This window comes from Croceivirga sp. ABH4_376 (genome assembly GCF_056160685.1).
This window is the reverse complement of sequence record NZ_JBSWXQ010000002.1, coordinates 87,147-103,874: the sequence shown is the minus strand read 5'-3', so window position 1 is coordinate 103,874 and position 16,728 is coordinate 87,147. Positions and strand designations below refer to the sequence as shown.

Sequence of the window (16,728 nt, the reverse complement as noted above, 5' to 3'; positions counted from 1 at the left end):
TGGTTCTTAAACAAGTTTGTTAGGCTATAAAACTGCTAACATGGTAAGGCTTTTGTTTACCGTCTCTTCCCATTCCATTTCTGGTATTGAACTTTCGGTTATACCCCCACCAACATATACGGTTGCCAGGTTATCTTTTAATTGCATGCATCTTAAGTTTACAAATAAATCCAATTTATCTTCTATCAAATTTAATGGTCCCAAATAACCGGTATAATATTCCCGGTTATACCCTTCATTAGTAGCAATAAAACTTTGAGCTAAAGATTTTGGTAATCCGCCAACTGCGGGAGTTGGATGTAAACTATCTAAAACAAATGGTAATTTTTCCTTGTGGTCTATTTCCGCAGCAATATTCGTCTTTAAATGCCATAGGTTGGCTGCCTTAACAGTTTTAGTATCAGAAACACTTAATTTTTCACAATAAGGCTTTAACGAAGCTTCTATAAATTCAGTAACTATCTTTTGTTCTTGTATTTCCTTTTTGGTCCAAGAAGGATCCCTACCTTCTTCTACCGGTAGCGTACCTGCCAAAGCGGTTGTTTTTAACTGGTTTTTTGTAAAACCTAGCAAACGTTCCGGGGTAGCACCCATCCACGTACCAACTTCTGGATGAAAAAACCAGTAACAAAATGCATTTTCATAATTAGACAAAAGTTGCTGAAATATGGAAGAATGCGATTTTTCCGTATTAACGGTAATTGGCCTTGATAATACAACCTTATTTAGTTTGCCCTTCTTAATTTCTGAAACCGCATGTGACACCAAACTCTTGTACCTATCTTTTGTTGTATTATCAGAGATGGGTTTGGCTGATGAAGCCTTTTTAGCAAAGGGGTCTAAATTCGACTTCAATTTTAAAATCGTATCCGGTTTTACTAGAACTTTTTTCTTTTTATTGTCATAAGGTGCAAATAAAAAACCCTCATCCTTAAAACTGAAAGAGAAATGTAACGTTCTATCGTTTTGGGCCATTAAAATAAGTTCTTCTGTATTTGGTAACCTATAGAATACAAAAGGCAGCCTATTCTCTAAAAGCGCTGTAACCTTATTCCACATATTAACCTTTTGGCAAAGAAATAGTTGTTAGTTTACAGTTGCTTACCAACACCCCTTCTTCATTGGTTATTTTTATTTCCCATAACTGAGTGGTTCTACCTTTATGAATCATAGCGGCTTTGGCGTAAACAAAACCATCTCTAACACTTTTAGTATGGTTAGCACTAATTTCTAACCCACGAATCATAAACTTTTGGGCATCTAAAAATATATAAGAAGCCGCACTTCCAACGCTTTCCGCTAGGGCCACAGAAGCCCCACCATGTAAAACACCATCAGGTTGGTAAACTTTTGGCGTTACCGGCATTCTGGCAACAAGAAAATTTTCGCCAACATCTACGTATTCAATATCCAAAGTTTCCATTAAAGTACCCTTGCATACCTCATTACATACCGCTAAAATCTTTTCCTTGTGTGCTTCCATTAAATCTTTTTTGTAAAATTACGTATTAAGAATACAAAACGCCAATAACCCAATGGATAGAAAAGTGGTAAGTTATACCAGCACCAATAATTATGAAACGTTGAATAGGAATACCGAAAACACCAATAATGTTTGGCTTGTTTTTCATGGTATAGGTTATTTAAGCAGGTATTTTATAAGGCACTTTTCTAAATTAAACTCAATAACCAATTACGTGATTGCTCCTGAAGCTCCTTCTAAATATTACCTAAAGGATGATTACAAATACGTTGGGGCCAGCTGGCTAACAAAAGAATATACACAAAGGGAAATAAACAACAATTATAATTATTTAGACGCAGTTTGGGGTAAAGAACAAATAGGTACAGAGAAAAATATTATCCTTTTTGCCTTTTCTCAAGGGGTTTCTATATTATTACGATGGTTAGCCCATAGTAAAGTAGAATGCTCTGAAATAATTCTAATGGCCGGTAGTATACCAAAAGAATTAGAGCCAAAGGATTACCTACATCTAAAAAAAACTAAGATTAAATTTATTTATGGCATAAACGACCCGTTTATTACCGCTGAAAAAATTACAAAAGAGAAAGAGTTCATGAACACGCTTTTTCCTGAACCAATTGAAGTAATTACTTTTCCTGGAGGTCATGAAATACCTAAGAATTGGATGCAAATTGTTGCTACCCCTTAATCTCTTCTTTTGTCTCTAAAACCGGCTCATAATAGCTTATTTTTCTAGTAATATAGGTATTATCTGGAGTCGTAATTTTTTTAACCCAATTTTTAGGGTCATGATTGTCAAATTGAAAAATAAACCCTTTGGTAGCCACAGAATTACCTTTTCGTACGGTTGCCTTTTCTAAAATCATTTCCTTGTTATACGAATATAAATGACTCTCCGCAGCAGTAAACTGATCCGCTTTTTCGTTGAAAATATAATGAACTTCAGATTTTAACAATCCGTTGGAATCATGTACAGTTTCAATAGCCGTTTTTGGGTCGCCATCCACAAATTGTTTTTCTAAAACCACTTTTAATTTTTTACCTCCCGTACCTTGTTTGTAAGAGGTTCTAGTACTACTTTGTATTATACCATTTTCAAACTTGGTAATTGTTTCTTCTCCTTTGTAGGTAGTATTTTCAAAAACTATTTCGTCTACGGCATTTTCATGAGAAGAAATAATCCTAACAAGTTTATCATCTTCGTCATATAGATATTCTTGGGTCTCAAAAAACTCTTTATCGTAAGAAATAATATGTTCAATAATTTTTAAATTTTCTGTAGTATCCCTTTCGTACAAATAAGCCAGTGAAGAAGCGGTATCTAGCCTGTTTTCTTTATAACTTTCATTTCTTACTTCTGTAAGTGTAGATTGATCAAACTTATAAAGCGTTACATCCCTATCCGTATTGTTGTAAACGGTTGTAGACTTTAAAAGAAAACCTTCTTGGTTAAACTCTAAAATTTCTTTGCCGTAATCTGTTATTATACTACATGTTTTTACCTTGCCCTTTAGGTCAAAGTCGTTAATTGTAAATGTTTTCAATTCTTGAGAAGAAACAAGTATGGAAACAAAGAGAAAATAAAAAAACATATAACATTTTACCATAAAACAAAATTACATTCAATTCTTACATAACTAAAATATAAACAGATTAATTAGATATTTTTTTCCATTCATTTTAAAATTAAAAACATGCAGTTCAACTTGATATTCAGTTTACTAAAACTGTTTTAACTATTTTAGCCAAAATTTGGATTACACTATTTATGAAAAAACTACTCTTGGCCAGTTCCATTTTGGCCTTTGCTTGTAATACTTCTCAGCAAGCAGTTACAGACAAAGCCACGGCTACCCTTGCAAAAGATCCGTCGCCTATTGCTCAGACAATAACAGAAGAAGAATTAAAAAATCATTTGTACACCTATGCTTCAGACGAATTTGAAGGTCGTGAGACTGGTAAACCTGGTCAGAAGAAAGCTGTAGCCTATTTGGTATCGCAATACAAAGAAATGGGCATTCCTGCGCTTAAGGCGGATGGTGACTACTTACAAAAAGTACCGCTAGCCGTTAGTAAATTACCAACTGGTAGTATTGTTGTAAATCAGAAAGAGTTTGCAATAGGTGAAGATTTTATAACATTTGACAAAGCAGTACTTAACCGTGACGATTTAGTTTACGTTGGGTATGGCATAGATACCGATACATATTCTGATTATGCCGGTCTTGATGTAAAAGGTAAGTTAGTTTTGGTAAAGTTTGGTGAGCCCAAAAATTCTGAGGACAATTATATTTTGTCCGGTAATGCAGAAAAATCAGAATGGAGCAATATGTCAGAATCCATAGGTTTAAGAACAGAGGCTGCTGTTAAAAATGGTGCCTCTGGAATTCTTTATTATGACCCTGGTAATTATGCGCGTTTTAAGCAATACTTCAATTACATGAAAACCAACAATAGTGGTAAAATGGAATTGAAAGCTGCTAAAAACGATAACTTCATGATTCTACTTAATACGAATCTTGCAAAAAGTATTTTACCTACTATTGAAACAATAGCTGAACCGCAAAGTATAAACACAAAAATAGATTTGCGCATTAATAGCGGAGATGAGGCCGTAGACTCTGAAAATATTGCGGCAATTATTAGGGGTAAAAGCAAACCAGATGAGTATTTGGTTTTATCTTCTCACTTAGACCATATAGGCATAAGTGCAAATGGAGACATAAACAACGGAGCAGATGATGATGGATCTGGTACGGTTGCGTTATTAGAACTTGCACAAGCTTTTAAAACAGCTGCTGATAAAGGCGAAGGCCCAGAGCGTTCTATTATCTTTTTACACGTAACAGGCGAAGAAAAAGGTTTGCTAGGTTCTAAATATTATACAGATTATGAACCATTGGTACCATTAGAAAATACCGTAGCCAACTTAAATATTGACATGATTGGCAGAATTGACCCTAAAAGAACTGGCGATAGAAATTATATTTATTTAATTGGTTCCGATAAATTAAGTACGGAATTACATGATTTATCTGAGGCCGTTAACAAAAAATATACCCAGATAGAGTTGGATTATACTTATAATGATGAAAATGACCCCAATCGTTTTTACTATCGTAGTGACCATTATAATTTTGCTAAAAACAACATTCCTATAATCTTTTATTTTAACGGCACCCATGCGGATTATCATAGACCAAGTGATACTCCTGATAAAATAAATTATGATTTACTACAAAATAGAACTCAATTGGTATTCTATACTGCTTGGGAAATTGCCAATAGACCAAACCGCCTGGTGGTAGATAAAACGGAATAACCTAGTTAGATTAGAAAAACAAAAAAGCCCAACATATGTTGGGCTTTTTTTTGGGGTGGAAGACCGGGTTCGAACCGGCGACCTCCGGAACCACAATCCGGCGCTCTAACCAACTGAGCTACAACCACCATTTAAAGCGGATGCAAAGGTAATTAAATTTTTAAAAATCTATAAAATATTTACAGGTAATTACACTAAAAAAAATTATTAATTTGAACTTGAAGTAATTACACCTAAATGACACTTAAAAAAAGTATCACATCAAATTCTAAATATGGTCTCATAATCATTATTTACACGCTTTTTATCTATAATTTGTTTGGACAGGGAAGTAAAAATGAAAACAGTGAATTTTTTAAAAAAGAAATTCAATTAGAGCCAAAATACATAGACCAAAAATACTTAGATGATTATAGGCTGTTAGAGCAGTATCCTGATAGCGCCTATAAAGCGGGAATTAAGCTAATAAATCTAAGTACTAGGGCAAATTATGCCATTGGCAATGCCAAGGGAAACGAATTGGCAGGTAGAGCCCTTATAGTTTTGGGTAAATTTAAAGAGGGCCGTAGGCACGCAGACGTAGCCTTAAAAATTGCGCAACAGACAAACTCTCATCAACTTTTTCTAGATGCCTTAAATATTAAGGGAGCATCTTATTTTAGAAACAAAGAATTTGATAAGGTTTTTGAAATTAATAGAAAGGGGTATGAATATGCCACAAAACATAAACTAAAAGATAAGCAAAAGCTATTTGCTATAAATGCAGCCTCCCTTCTTTCCCAAATAGGAGATACCGACCAAGCTCTACTATTTTTTAACGAAAGTCTTAAATTATTAACAGAAAAAGACAACCATAAACGTGCACAAATACAGCACTTTATGAGTCAATTATATGCAAATAAAGATAGCCTTGAACCTGCAAGAAAATTGGCATTTAAAGCACAAAAGTACTTTAGACAACAAAAAAATGACCTGTGGGAGGCTAAAACAAGAATAGTGCTTTTTGAAATTTGTAGAAAAGATAAAAAACTACAGGATGCATTAAATCAAATACAAATTGCAGATAGCCTTACCAAAGACTTTGGCGAAAGTAAAATTAAGATAGATATAGCTCTTGCTTATGCTCTAATAAATTATGATACTTTCCATACGAATTTAGCATTTGAACAAGCTTTAAAAATTGAAGAAAGGGCAAAAGCACAAAATTATCATTCAGCTCTTATTGAAACCCAAAAATTACTTTATAGGATTTACGAACAAAAAGAGGACTACAAACAAGCCAATACCTATTACAAAAGTTATAATAAACTACAAGACTCTATAAAAATTCAAGAGAACTCCAACAAACTAAAATTGTTGCTGGCACAAAATAATTTAGAAAAAGAAAAAGAGATTATAGCTTTAGAAACCGCAGGCCGAATTCAAAAAAAGGAGAACCTCAATTATATATTCTTACTGTTAGTAATTACATTAATAATAATCCTTGCCGTAGTACGTATAAATTATATTAACCAAAAAAAGGCCAACTTAAAACTCGCAAAACTCAATAATGACAAAACCAAGATATTTTCAATTATTGGTCACGATTTAAAATCCCCTATTGGAACACTACAACAACTTATGAATTTGTATAATTCTAATACCATTACCGAAAAACAGATAAAGGAATTTGCCCCAGAGTTAAAACAAAAACTAGATTATAGCGGTCAAATACTTAATAACCTTCTGTATTGGTCTAGAACCCAAATGGAAGGTCTAAAAGCCACACCAACAGAATTCTATCCACCCCAAATAATTGAAAAATATATTAGCAGTTTCAATAATAGAATAACCGAAAAGAAAATTACCGTTCTTCTAGAAAACCAACTCGTTAAAGAAGATGAGATTTTTTTAGATGAAAATCATTTTGAAATTATCTTTAGAAATCTCTTTACCAATGCCATTAAGTTTACTCCAGAAAATGGAACAATTACCATAAACGTTTCAATTTCAAAAAAAGCCTTTACACTAACAGTGATTGATACTGGAACTGGTATGAGCCATAAAAAAGTCAACGAAATACTAAAAGGAGAATATGTTGAATCTACATACGGAACCGACAGTGAAAAAGGAACAGGTATTGGCCTAACTTTATGCAAGGAACTTATTAAATTAAACAATGGCGAGCTAATTATAGAAAGTTCCTTAGGAAAAGGAAGTACCTTTAAAGCTATATTCTATTCTAAATAGATTAAACGCTATGTTTTTAATTAAATACTTAATTTCTATTTCTACTAATGAATTATTGAGAAAAATTGTTTTTGCTATTTGTCTTTTTACTTCTATAGTTTTAATAGGTCAAGAAAAGTATAGAGATAGTATTAGAATAAGGTTAAATAGTATAGAGAGTACCGCTAATGACTCCCTTTACATTACTACCTTGAATGAATACGCTAGGACTTTTATACAAGAGAACAATGATAGCTTACTTTTTTATGCGGAATTGTTAGGCGATAAAAGTAGGGCATCTAACAACATTTTAGGGCAAGCCATGTCTTACCTAAATAAAGGTACTGCTTTTGCAACAGTTGGTAAATTTATAGAAGCGGAAACAGAATTGACCAAAGCGTTGCGCTTTGGCAAAACAACCAACAACAGCGTTATACTTTTAAAAATTTACAATGCTATCGCCCTAAACAATTTTTTATTAAAAAACTATACCAAAGCTTTCACTCACGCACAAGAAGGTCTCAAATTGGCTAAAAAGGAGAAAAATAAAGAAATGATTATTCTCTTTAATATGAATATTGGTACCATTTTTGGTATTTTAGAAGACAATGATGTAGCCCTACCTTATTTTAAGGAAGCATTAAAATTTGCAGATGAACCCAGCCAAGAGTTTACCAAAGCAATGGTAAACACTAATATGGCAAGACTTTATGAAAAAATAGATAGCTTAGAAATAGCCAGTAAAATTGTGGATACGGCAACTTTAACCATGAAGCAATTAGGTGCCAATTCTTGGTTAAGCTACAATTACATTACCAAAGCCCATATAGCTTTAAAAAGAGATAGTTTAGAAAAAGCTGCAGATTATCTTGAAAAAAGTAATAGGTTATCTAAAGAATTAGAAGACAATGAACTGCTAGCAGAAAATTATTTGGCATTATCCCGGTTAGCAATCGCAAATAGCCAACTTTCCTTAGCCAAAAAACAAGCTAATACCGCCATAACATATGCAGAAAAAGCAAATAGCATCGCCAATAGAATTATTGGAGAAAAGCTACTATATCAAATTGCATTACAAGAAAATGATACCAAAGCTGCTCTATCGCATTTAGAATTGTACCAAAAACTATCTGAAAATCAAATAGAAACCAATGTGCATTCCAAATTATTACTGTTAGAAGCTACTAGTAAGTTTGAAAACGATAAACAGGTAATAGAAGAAAATAGAACACAGCAAGAGGAAGAACAAAGTAACACTTTGTTAATAATTGGTATTATCATTTTATGTCTGCTGCTTTTATTATTTTTTGGTTATTGGAACCACAAGAGAAAAATTGAAGAAAACAAAAAGTTGGACAACGTAGTAAACGAAAAACAAAAGATTTTTTCGATTATTGGTCACGACTTAACTTCACCGCTAAACACGCTACAGCAAAGTATAGAACTCTATCAGTCTAACTATATTTCAGAAGAAGATTTTAGAAAAACTTTGGATAGAATTAAGGGTGGGGTAAACCACAGTAGCTTTACCCTTAAAAACATGCAATATTGGGCAAAATCTCAAATTGGTGAGCTCATAGCAAATCCCGAAGAAGTTAACTTAGAAGAGACTTTAGTTAAATGTATTGGTCATTTTAAAAATCAAATAGAAGAAAAGAACATTGAACTAGAATACGAGTTGGCCAGACATTACATACTTTTTGATAAAGAACACATAGTAGTGGTTCTAGAAAATCTTATTTCTAATGCTCTTAAATTTACGCCCACTTTTGGTAAGATTAGCTTTAAAATTAAAGCAACTACATTTGGGGTTTTGTTTACCATTTGTGATACCGGTGTAGGGATTTCCGCCAGCACCTTAAAAGAAATTAGTGAAACTGAAATGGTAAATACCTACCCTGGAACCAACCTTGAAAAAGGTACGGGTATTGGCTTAAAAACCGTACTAACCTTACTAGAGCTAAATAATAGCAAGTATACAATTGATAGTAAAATAAATAAGGGAACTTGTATAAGTATAAACTTCCCCGCCATTTAGTAAAAATAAATATGCTAATTTTAAGTAAGTATTTATTTCAATTGATGAATCCCAGTATTTTACTAAAATTTGCAATCTTTTATATTTTTCTTCTTTTTGCCCCAATACTTAGTGCCCAAGATAGTAGCGGTTTAAGGGATGAACCTTATGTAGATTTATTGCTTTCTGTTTCTAAAAAATACCGTTTTAGACAACCAGACAGTGTCCTTATTTATGCTCAAAAGGCGTTGGGAATCAGTAAAAAACTCAACTATAAAAAAGGAGAGTTACTAGCCTTAAACGGTATTGCGGGATATTATACCGATATTGGCGACAATGAAAATGCCGCTCAGTATTACAACCGTATTAATGAGCTTATTAAACAAGAAAAAGATGATGCCGTAAAGGTTGAATTTTATAAAACCTTTGCCATACAATCTATTATTTCTGGTAACCAAGAAAAAGCATTGGAACTATCTTACCATGCTATTAATATATGTAAAAAACAAAGTTTTATAGAAGAAGAAGCAACCATAAGACATAACCTTGGTTTTATGTATACAGGTATAGGTATGTATGCCGAGGCGGATGAGCAGTATAAAATTGCCGATAGTTTACACCTAAGTAGTGGTAACCTATCCAAAGCCGCCATGACAAAATCAAATATGTCTTTAAATGCTTTAAAAATTGATAATTATATCAAAGCAAAATCTTATGCATATCAAAGTTTAAAACAATTTTTAAAAGATGATGATCCATTATGGTCTAGTAGAAGTTACAGGAGCCTTGGAAACTATTACCTTAAGACTAAAAAATTAGACAGCGCTGCTTTTTTTACATTTAAATCTGATAGTATTTTAAAATTAATCGTTAATCCATATGATTGGGTATTAGTTGGAAATCTACTTAGCAAAATCAATTTAAAACGTGGCGATTTAGCTTGCGCAACCTTTTATGCCGATTCTACGCAAAAACTAGCATTTCAATTAAAAGACACCACCGGCATCATAGAATCTTTGCATACAAAATTTGAAATTGCTTTGAAAAATAATGCTACAGCAAAAGCCCTAGAACACAAACTAGAAGCAGAAAAACTAAGTAATATATTAGATTATAATCGAAGGATTGTAAGGCTAGGATTAATTAAAACCAATTTAGATTTAAAAAGACAAGAAGAATTAATTAAACTAGAGAATGAAAGAATAGCGTCCCAAAATCAATACGTAAGGATAGCGTCATTCTTCCTCTTAATAATTATAATTGGTGTTGGTGTACTATTCTATAATCGGATTTTGGCCCAATTAAAACAACAGGAGAATCTAGTAGTACAGAATACGCAAAAAGCGGAAGTATTTTCAAAAATTGGTAAAAACCTTGAGTCACCTATAGAAAACCTTAAGGTGTTTTTATCCAATACAAAAATGGATAAACTAAACGCAGAAGAACTGGAAAAAACCATCTTTAACTTAAAACAAAACCTTAATAAAAGCGAAACCGAGCTTACCACATTGTTACATTGGGCAAAATCTAATTTAGAGAACAATCAAGGCAATAAGGACAGGGTAGAAATAACCAACTTTTTATCAGAAATATTAGAAGAATACAGCAAGCTACCAGAAAGTATTTCTTTTGAATTTAAGGCATTGGCAGATAAAATAACACTGAAAGCAAATAAGAAACATCTTACCCTTGTTTTTAAAAATATTTTAAAAATTTTTACTGAAGATGCTACCACAAACCAAAAGCTAATAATAGAACAAATAGCACAAGCCAATAAACTAACGCTAAATTTTTATCTAAAAAACCTAATCCAAAATCATCACCAAGAAAAAGTAATAAATCAAAAAATTCGTAATTTAGACTTAAACATTACAGGAGATTTAACTACCAAGAACAACGGAGAAATATTTATAGATTATCATCAAAAAGCCAAAATTAAACAGCTAAGGTTAAAATTTTCCATCGCTTAATCATTCTATATTACATCGATTAAATACCACTATTAGCGGTTAAAACACACAAATATTTCAAGTTCACAACAATTCTTTTTAATACTGGTATAAGTAAAATAGATTTGTATCTGAATTTATAGACCTACAATTGAAACAAAAAAAAGCCCCTAATCACTACGCCAAATTTTTGGTAATACAACTCTTGATAGTATTGTTAAGTGGGCAATATGCTTTGGGTATTTCCAATTTAGACCAAAGTACTAAGGACAGTCTATCACTTAAAATCAAAAATTTTAGAAATAAAGGTTTAGATAATAGTGAAAATACCGCATACATAGATGCTGTATTAGCGCTAGCCAAAGAGTATAGATATTATAATGTTGACAGCTTATATAATTTAACCAGAAAGGCTCAGAAACTTTTAGTACATGCCGATCATCCAAAAGGCAATTATAATGTCTATTTCAACTATGGTGTATATTATTCAGATATGGGTTCTTTTCCTAAAGCCATTGAAAACCTGAATAAAGCACTGGATATAGCCTATAATTTGGATGATAACAAATTAATAGCTGGCGCTTTAAATAGACTCGCATCGCAATACCAATACGGCGGGGATTACGAAAAATCTTTAATGAACTATCTAAAAGGGCTAGACTTTGCTAAAAAAAGTGAGGACAATGATATTCTTTCCGTTGTAAATGAAAATATAGCGCACCTCTATGCTTCCCAACAAGAATATGACATTGCATTAGATTTTTATAAAGAAGTAACAGAAATAAACAAAAAACTGAACAATCCCGTAGTTACCGCGCAAACCTTAAGTAATCTTGCTTCTATTTACACAGAAATTGGAGATACCAAACAAGCAATGTTTCATATTAACCAAAGTATTAACACTTTTGAGCAAGAAGAAGTATATGATTGGTTAGCTTATTCCTATAGCGTAAAAGGAGAAATTTACTTAAAAGAAGGAAAAGAGAAATGGGCGCTGTATTGGTTAGATCAAAGTAAACTTCTTTATAACAACAATTTAGATGATAAGCGGGGAGAAATAGCGCTTTACAACAATCTTTCCTTGGCATATATGGGAACGGGTTCTGATAGTTTGGCTACGGATTATGCCCTTAAGGGACTTGATATTGCCAAAGATATCCAGTCTAAAGAAGGTCAAATAGACTGTGCGGAAACCCTCTATAAAATTTTTAAAGAAAAAGAAGATTTCAAAAGAGCGCTTTGTTATCATGAAATCTTTACTTCATTATCAGATACCTTGGCTAAAGAGTCTAACACCAAAAGTTTAAAACTCTTTAAAACACAATTAAAATATGACCAGCAGAAAAAAGAATTAATCTTAGAAAACGAAAAAAAATTAGCCAAGCAACAAAATCTTATCACCTTAGCGCTTTTGGTTCTTATTATATTAATAGCAGCCGCAATTCCATTATACCTAAATCAGAAAAAACTTAAAAAACTCTATAAAGAGCTAAAAATACAAGCTGCTAGTTTAACTGAAAGAGAAAAAGAATTAGAAAGTTCTAACACCACCAAGGATAAATTATTTTCTATTGTAGGTCACGATTTACGAGGTCCTATTGGAGCTCTGCAGGGATTATTAGAAATGATTATCTCTGGTGATTTAGGGCAACAAGAAGCCAATAGATTTATAAGAAAAGCAAAAACAGATGTAGATCATGTTTTATTTACCCTTAACAACATTCTTTCTTGGGGAAGAACTCAATTAAATGGAGGTAATACAAGACCCACCACTACAAACATTTATAAGTTGGCAGAAAACAACTTGGACTTTTTAGATGAAATGGCTGCAGCTAAAGACATTAAAATAATTAATGACATTGCAAAAGCAAGTAATGCATTTATAGATGAAAATCAAATAGATTTAGTGTTAAGAAACCTTATTAGCAATGCAATTAAGTTTACGCCAAATAACGGTTTAATCACCTTGGAGTCTGAGGAAAGTCTAAATCATGTTCAAATAAAAATTAAGGATACGGGAGTTGGTATGGATAATGCCACCAAAGAGAAAATTTTTAAACCAAATACCAATTTTACCACCTATGGTACCAATAATGAAAAAGGTACCGGACTTGGTCTTTCCTTGTGTAAAGAAATGATAGAGAAAAACAATGGCAAAATTTGGGTAGAAAGTGCCCCACAAAAAGGATCCACTTTCCATTTTACAGTGCCTAAACTATCTGAAAACCTTAAAAAAGCTAGCTAGATTAAATTACTTAAAGAGTCTACTGCTACAAAACGTTCTACCGTAAACCCCTCTGCGTAATCAACACCAATTAGCCTACCTAGGTCTCTTGCCCTATAGGTTACACTTTCAAGAAAATTAGTACTACTAATGGGTGTTTCTGGCTCATCACTATTAGGGTCATAAAACTGCGAAGCATATGCTTTTATGGCTTCATTCTTTTTATCCATAAAACCGGTAACATCTACTACAAAATCCGGAACCAAATTTTTCCATTGTATATAATGATAAACTAGTTTTGGCCGCCATGGAGCTTGATTCTCATTACTGCTATCTAGTTTTGTTTCAATCTTTACCAAGCCACTTAAGAATGCCGCATCACTAACTAAGGAAGCTCCTTTGCCATGATCTATGTGCCTATCATCTATAGCGTTACATAAAATAATCTCTGGCTGGTATTTCCTTATCATTTTAATTACTGCTAATTGATGTTTTTTATCGTTAACAAAAAAACCATCAGCAAACTCTAGATTTTCTCGAACGGCAACACCCAATATTTTAGCTGCATCTGCAGCTTCTTTGTCTCTTATTTCAGCAGTTCCCCTGGTACCCAATTCACCGCGGGTTAAATCCATAATTCCAACTTTTTTGCCTAATGAAATTTCTTTTGCAATGGTTGCACCTGCCCCTAACTCGGCATCGTCAGGATGCGCACCAAAAACCAATATATCTAACTTCATGCTATGCTAAAACTTGGTTATTTGTTACTGTTGATATGGCTTGGTTTATATCTGCAAGAATATCTTCATGTTCTTCAATACCAACACTAAAGCGTATTAAATTATCCTTTATACCCTGTGCCTTTCTATCTTCGGCACTCATGAGCGAGTGTGATGTTTTGGTGGGTAACAACATAGTACTTTCAACACCGGCCAAACTCATTGACGGTTTTATCAATTGTAAGGCTTTTAGGAAAGCTGTTGCATCTATGGATTCTAATAATTCAAAGGACAACATTCCCCCAAAACCTTTCATTTGCTTTTTGGCCAATTCATAATCTGGATGTGATTCTAAACCTGGGTAGTAGACCCGCTCTACAGCATCATGTTTTTCTAATTTAGATGCCAATACCAAAGCATTTTTGTTCTGTTCTTTTACCCTTAAACCCATAGTTTTTAGACTACGTTCTAATAACCAGACCGTTTGATCACTTAAACTACCGCCAAAACATATAGATGCCTGCCAAATTTTTTCTATGTGCTCTTTAGATGCAGCAACAGCGCCCGCACAAATATCTGAGTGACCACCCATATATTTTGTTGCGCTATGCAACACAATATCGATACCAAAATCCACCGGGTTTTGATTAACCGGACTGGCAAACGTATTATCAATCATACTCACAATACCCTTACTTTTAGCTAGTTTAGCCACTGCTTCAATATCTGTTACGGTCAATAATGGGTTAGATGGAGTTTCTATATAGATTACTTTTGTGTTTTCCTGTATTTCCTTTGCAAAGTCTTCTGGTTTCCAACCTGTTGTAAACGAATAAGAAATACCATATTTTTCAAATTGTGTAACGGCAAAATTATAGGTGCCGCCATAAAGCGTTTGTTGCAAAACAATATGGTCTCCTGCTTTTAAAAAAGCCATTAATGCATGGCTAATAGCAGCCATACCGCTACCAAAAATCATAGCAGCTTCTGTATGTTCTAACAAAGCTATTTTTTCTCCTAATGCTGCTTGGTTAGGAGTATTATAATATCTAGGATACCGCTTAACCTCCACATCTTCATATTCATAGGAAGAACTCATGTAAATGGGAGAAACCGCTCCCTTAAACTGTTCATCCTTAACTTCGCCAATGTGCGTGCAAATGGTATTTAAACCTATTTTATTTGTATCCATTTTCAATAATTAAAAGAAGCTTAAAATTACAAAAAGCTTTACACTTGAACTGTTTTCCAGGTACCTTTCTTAAACCAATAAAAAGCTAAAATTACCAAAAGTACCTCTGCTATGGTTATTGCCATAAAAACACCAACTGGTCCAAAACCTAACCATAAAGCCAAAGCATACGCTAAAGGCAATTGAAAAAACCAAAAAGCAATCAAGTTTATTCTAGTTGGGGTCTGGGTATCGCCTGCACCATTAAACGCTTGTGTCATAACCATGCCGTAGGCATAAAAAACATAACCCGCCGCCATAATTTTTAAACAAAGTGAGCCGTTTTCTACAACTACCGGATTGGTATTAAACCATTTTAAAATGATTTCTGAAAAAAATAGATATACCAAAGAAACCAATCCCATAAAAATGGCATTATATTTTCCGGTAATCCAAACCGAACGCTCTGCTCTTTCTGCTTTTTTAGCACCTAAATTCTGCCCTACTAAAGTTGCCGCGGCATTGCTCATACCCCAAGATGGCATTAATGTGAACATCATTACCCGTATAGCAATAGTATAACCTGCTAAGACCTCGCTACCAAATTCTGACATGAGACGCATTAAAAAAACCCAACTAGTGGTACCAATTAAAAACTGAGCTATACCACCAAGTGAAACTTTTACTAAACTGAACATTAACTTAAGATTTACCCTCAAATCAGTTATTGCCAATTTTATCTTGCCCCATCCAAAGAATAAAATTACTAGTTGAAAAAGCACCGCACTACCCCTACCAATGTTGGTAGCAATTGCCGCACCGGTTACGCCATATTCTGGAATTGGGCCCCATCCAAATATAAAAATGGGGTCTAATAAAATATTTAAACCGTTGGATAAAACCAAGGTCCACATGGCCATACTTGCATCACCAGCACCTCTAAAAATTGCGTTAATAAGAAATAAGAGCATTATGGTAATGTTACCCGTTAAGAGCCACTTGGTATAGCCAGCTCCTTCGGCAATTACTTCTGGTTCTGCGCCCATTAACCTAAGAATATCTTGATTAAAATAATAACCAACTACTCCTAACATAATTGCAATAGCCATACCTAAGAAAATGGCCTGAGCTGCGGATTTTTTAGCGGCATCTATATTTTGCTCCCCTACCCTTCTGGCAACAATTGCAGTAGCTGCCATGCTTAGACCAATGGCTAGAGCATAAATTAGCGTTATTACAGATTCCGTTAAACCAATAGTCGCTACCGCATTAACACTTACTTTTGAAACATAAGCTATGTCTACAATAGCAAAAATACTTTCCATCATCATTTCCAAAATCATAGGAATTGCTAATAAAAAGATGGCCCTTTTAATACTGCCGTTGGTAAAATCTGATTCCTTACCAGAAATAGCGGATAAAAAGGTTTTAAAAAATGAATAAAGTATATTGTTTTTTGAAGATCTCACGTGTTATAGATTTTAAGATAAAAGAATGTGTAAATGCATACCAATACAATTGCGCATTGTAAGTATTTACATCTGAATTATTACGGATTGTATAATTTCTATAACTTCATGATGCTACAAAGATGCATTTTTTTTTAATTCGCAACTTAAATCCACTGATTAA

General features: G+C 33.4%; 12 protein-coding genes and 1 tRNA gene. 6 read left to right on the top strand and 7 right to left on the bottom strand.

Annotated features, from left to right (window positions below; translation table 11 throughout):
* Positions 1–24 precede the first annotated feature (24 nt).
* Both ACXAGS_RS04650 and ACXAGS_RS04645 read right to left on the bottom strand, forming a co-directional pair.
* Positions 25–1,059, bottom strand: a complete 1,035-nt coding sequence (locus ACXAGS_RS04650) for an isochorismate synthase (RefSeq protein ID WP_474904963.1) — start codon at positions 1,057–1,059, stop codon at positions 25–27.
* A gap of 1 nt (position 1,060) precedes the next feature.
* Positions 1,061–1,483 (bottom strand): PaaI family thioesterase, encoded by a 423-nt coding sequence (locus tag ACXAGS_RS04645; protein WP_474904962.1) that lies wholly within the window; start codon positions 1,481–1,483, stop codon positions 1,061–1,063.
* 52 nt (positions 1,484–1,535) lie between these two features.
* Between ACXAGS_RS04645 and ACXAGS_RS04640 the strand changes: the two genes are divergently transcribed.
* Entirely contained in the window at positions 1,536–2,174 is a 639-nt protein-coding gene (locus ACXAGS_RS04640) for an alpha/beta hydrolase (protein ID WP_474904960.1), read from the top strand.
* Here the strand turns inward: ACXAGS_RS04640 and ACXAGS_RS04635 are convergent.
* A complete protein-coding gene (locus tag ACXAGS_RS04635) occupies positions 2,164–3,030 on the bottom strand; it encodes a hypothetical protein (protein WP_474904959.1) in 867 nt (288 codons plus the stop codon). The two genes, ACXAGS_RS04640 and ACXAGS_RS04635, sit on opposite strands and share 11 nt — an antisense overlap.
* 224 nt (positions 3,031–3,254) lie before the next feature.
* On the opposite strand from ACXAGS_RS04635, the gene ACXAGS_RS04630 reads away from it, so the two are divergent.
* A complete protein-coding gene (locus ACXAGS_RS04630) occupies positions 3,255–4,808 on the top strand; it encodes a M28 family peptidase (RefSeq protein ID WP_474904957.1) in 1,554 nt (517 codons plus the stop codon).
* A gap of 51 nt (positions 4,809–4,859) precedes the next feature.
* Here the strand turns inward: ACXAGS_RS04630 and ACXAGS_RS04625 are convergent.
* Positions 4,860–4,936: transfer RNA gene (locus tag ACXAGS_RS04625), tRNA-His, on the bottom strand.
* Between the two features lie 109 nt (positions 4,937–5,045).
* Here ACXAGS_RS04625 and ACXAGS_RS04620 point away from each other — a divergent pair.
* From ACXAGS_RS04620 to ACXAGS_RS04605, 4 genes are all read left to right on the top strand, one after another.
* A complete protein-coding gene (locus ACXAGS_RS04620) occupies positions 5,046–7,037 on the top strand; it encodes a tetratricopeptide repeat-containing sensor histidine kinase (RefSeq protein ID WP_474904955.1) in 1,992 nt (663 codons plus the stop codon).
* 10 nt (positions 7,038–7,047) lie between these two features.
* Positions 7,048–9,054, top strand: coding sequence for an ATP-binding protein (locus tag ACXAGS_RS04615; RefSeq protein ID WP_474904953.1), 2,007 nt, complete (start codon positions 7,048–7,050; stop codon positions 9,052–9,054).
* Between the two features lie 44 nt (positions 9,055–9,098).
* A complete protein-coding gene (locus ACXAGS_RS04610; protein WP_474904951.1) occupies positions 9,099–11,003 on the top strand; it encodes a hypothetical protein in 1,905 nt (634 codons plus the stop codon).
* Positions 11,004–11,133: 130 nt separating this feature from the next.
* A complete protein-coding gene (locus ACXAGS_RS04605) occupies positions 11,134–13,227 on the top strand; it encodes a tetratricopeptide repeat-containing sensor histidine kinase (protein WP_474904950.1) in 2,094 nt (697 codons plus the stop codon).
* On the opposite strand, the gene bshB1 is transcribed toward ACXAGS_RS04605, so the two are convergent.
* From bshB1 to ACXAGS_RS04590, 3 genes are read right to left on the bottom strand one after another with little or no spacing between them, the layout of a single operon-like run.
* The gene (gene bshB1, locus ACXAGS_RS04600) at positions 13,224–13,946 is read right to left on the bottom strand and encodes a bacillithiol biosynthesis deacetylase BshB1 (RefSeq protein WP_474904948.1); all 723 of its coding nucleotides are present in this window, start codon (positions 13,944–13,946) and stop codon (positions 13,224–13,226) included. The two genes, ACXAGS_RS04605 and bshB1, sit on opposite strands and share 4 nt — an antisense overlap.
* 1 nt (position 13,947) lies before the next feature.
* Positions 13,948–15,117 (bottom strand): trans-sulfuration enzyme family protein, encoded by a 1,170-nt coding sequence (locus ACXAGS_RS04595; RefSeq protein ID WP_474904945.1) that lies wholly within the window; start codon positions 15,115–15,117, stop codon positions 13,948–13,950.
* A 38-nt stretch (positions 15,118–15,155) separates the two neighbouring features.
* The gene (locus tag ACXAGS_RS04590) at positions 15,156–16,565 is read right to left on the bottom strand and encodes an MATE family efflux transporter (protein ID WP_474904943.1); all 1,410 of its coding nucleotides are present in this window, start codon (positions 16,563–16,565) and stop codon (positions 15,156–15,158) included.
* Positions 16,566–16,728 lie beyond the last annotated feature (163 nt).

Excerpts from the sequence above, each read along its gene's own strand:
- bshB1 (WP_474904948.1), bottom strand. The coding sequence starts at position 13,946 with ATGAAGTTAGATATATTGGTTTTTGGTGCGCATCCTGACGATGCCGAG.
- ACXAGS_RS04610 (WP_474904951.1), top strand. The coding sequence starts at position 9,099 with ATGAATCCCAGTATTTTACTAAAATTTGCAATCTTTTATATTTTTCTT.
- ACXAGS_RS04650 (WP_474904963.1), bottom strand. The coding sequence starts at position 1,059 with ATGTGGAATAAGGTTACAGCGCTTTTAGAGAATAGGCTGCCTTTTGTA.
- ACXAGS_RS04630 (WP_474904957.1), top strand. The coding sequence starts at position 3,255 with ATGAAAAAACTACTCTTGGCCAGTTCCATTTTGGCCTTTGCTTGTAAT.
- ACXAGS_RS04615 (WP_474904953.1), top strand. The coding sequence starts at position 7,048 with ATGTTTTTAATTAAATACTTAATTTCTATTTCTACTAATGAATTATTG.
- ACXAGS_RS04640 (WP_474904960.1), top strand. The coding sequence starts at position 1,536 with ATGGATAGAAAAGTGGTAAGTTATACCAGCACCAATAATTATGAAACG.
- ACXAGS_RS04645 (WP_474904962.1), bottom strand. The coding sequence starts at position 1,483 with ATGGAAGCACACAAGGAAAAGATTTTAGCGGTATGTAATGAGGTATGC.
- ACXAGS_RS04595 (WP_474904945.1), bottom strand. The coding sequence starts at position 15,117 with ATGGATACAAATAAAATAGGTTTAAATACCATTTGCACGCACATTGGC.
- ACXAGS_RS04620 (WP_474904955.1), top strand. The coding sequence starts at position 5,046 with ATGACACTTAAAAAAAGTATCACATCAAATTCTAAATATGGTCTCATA.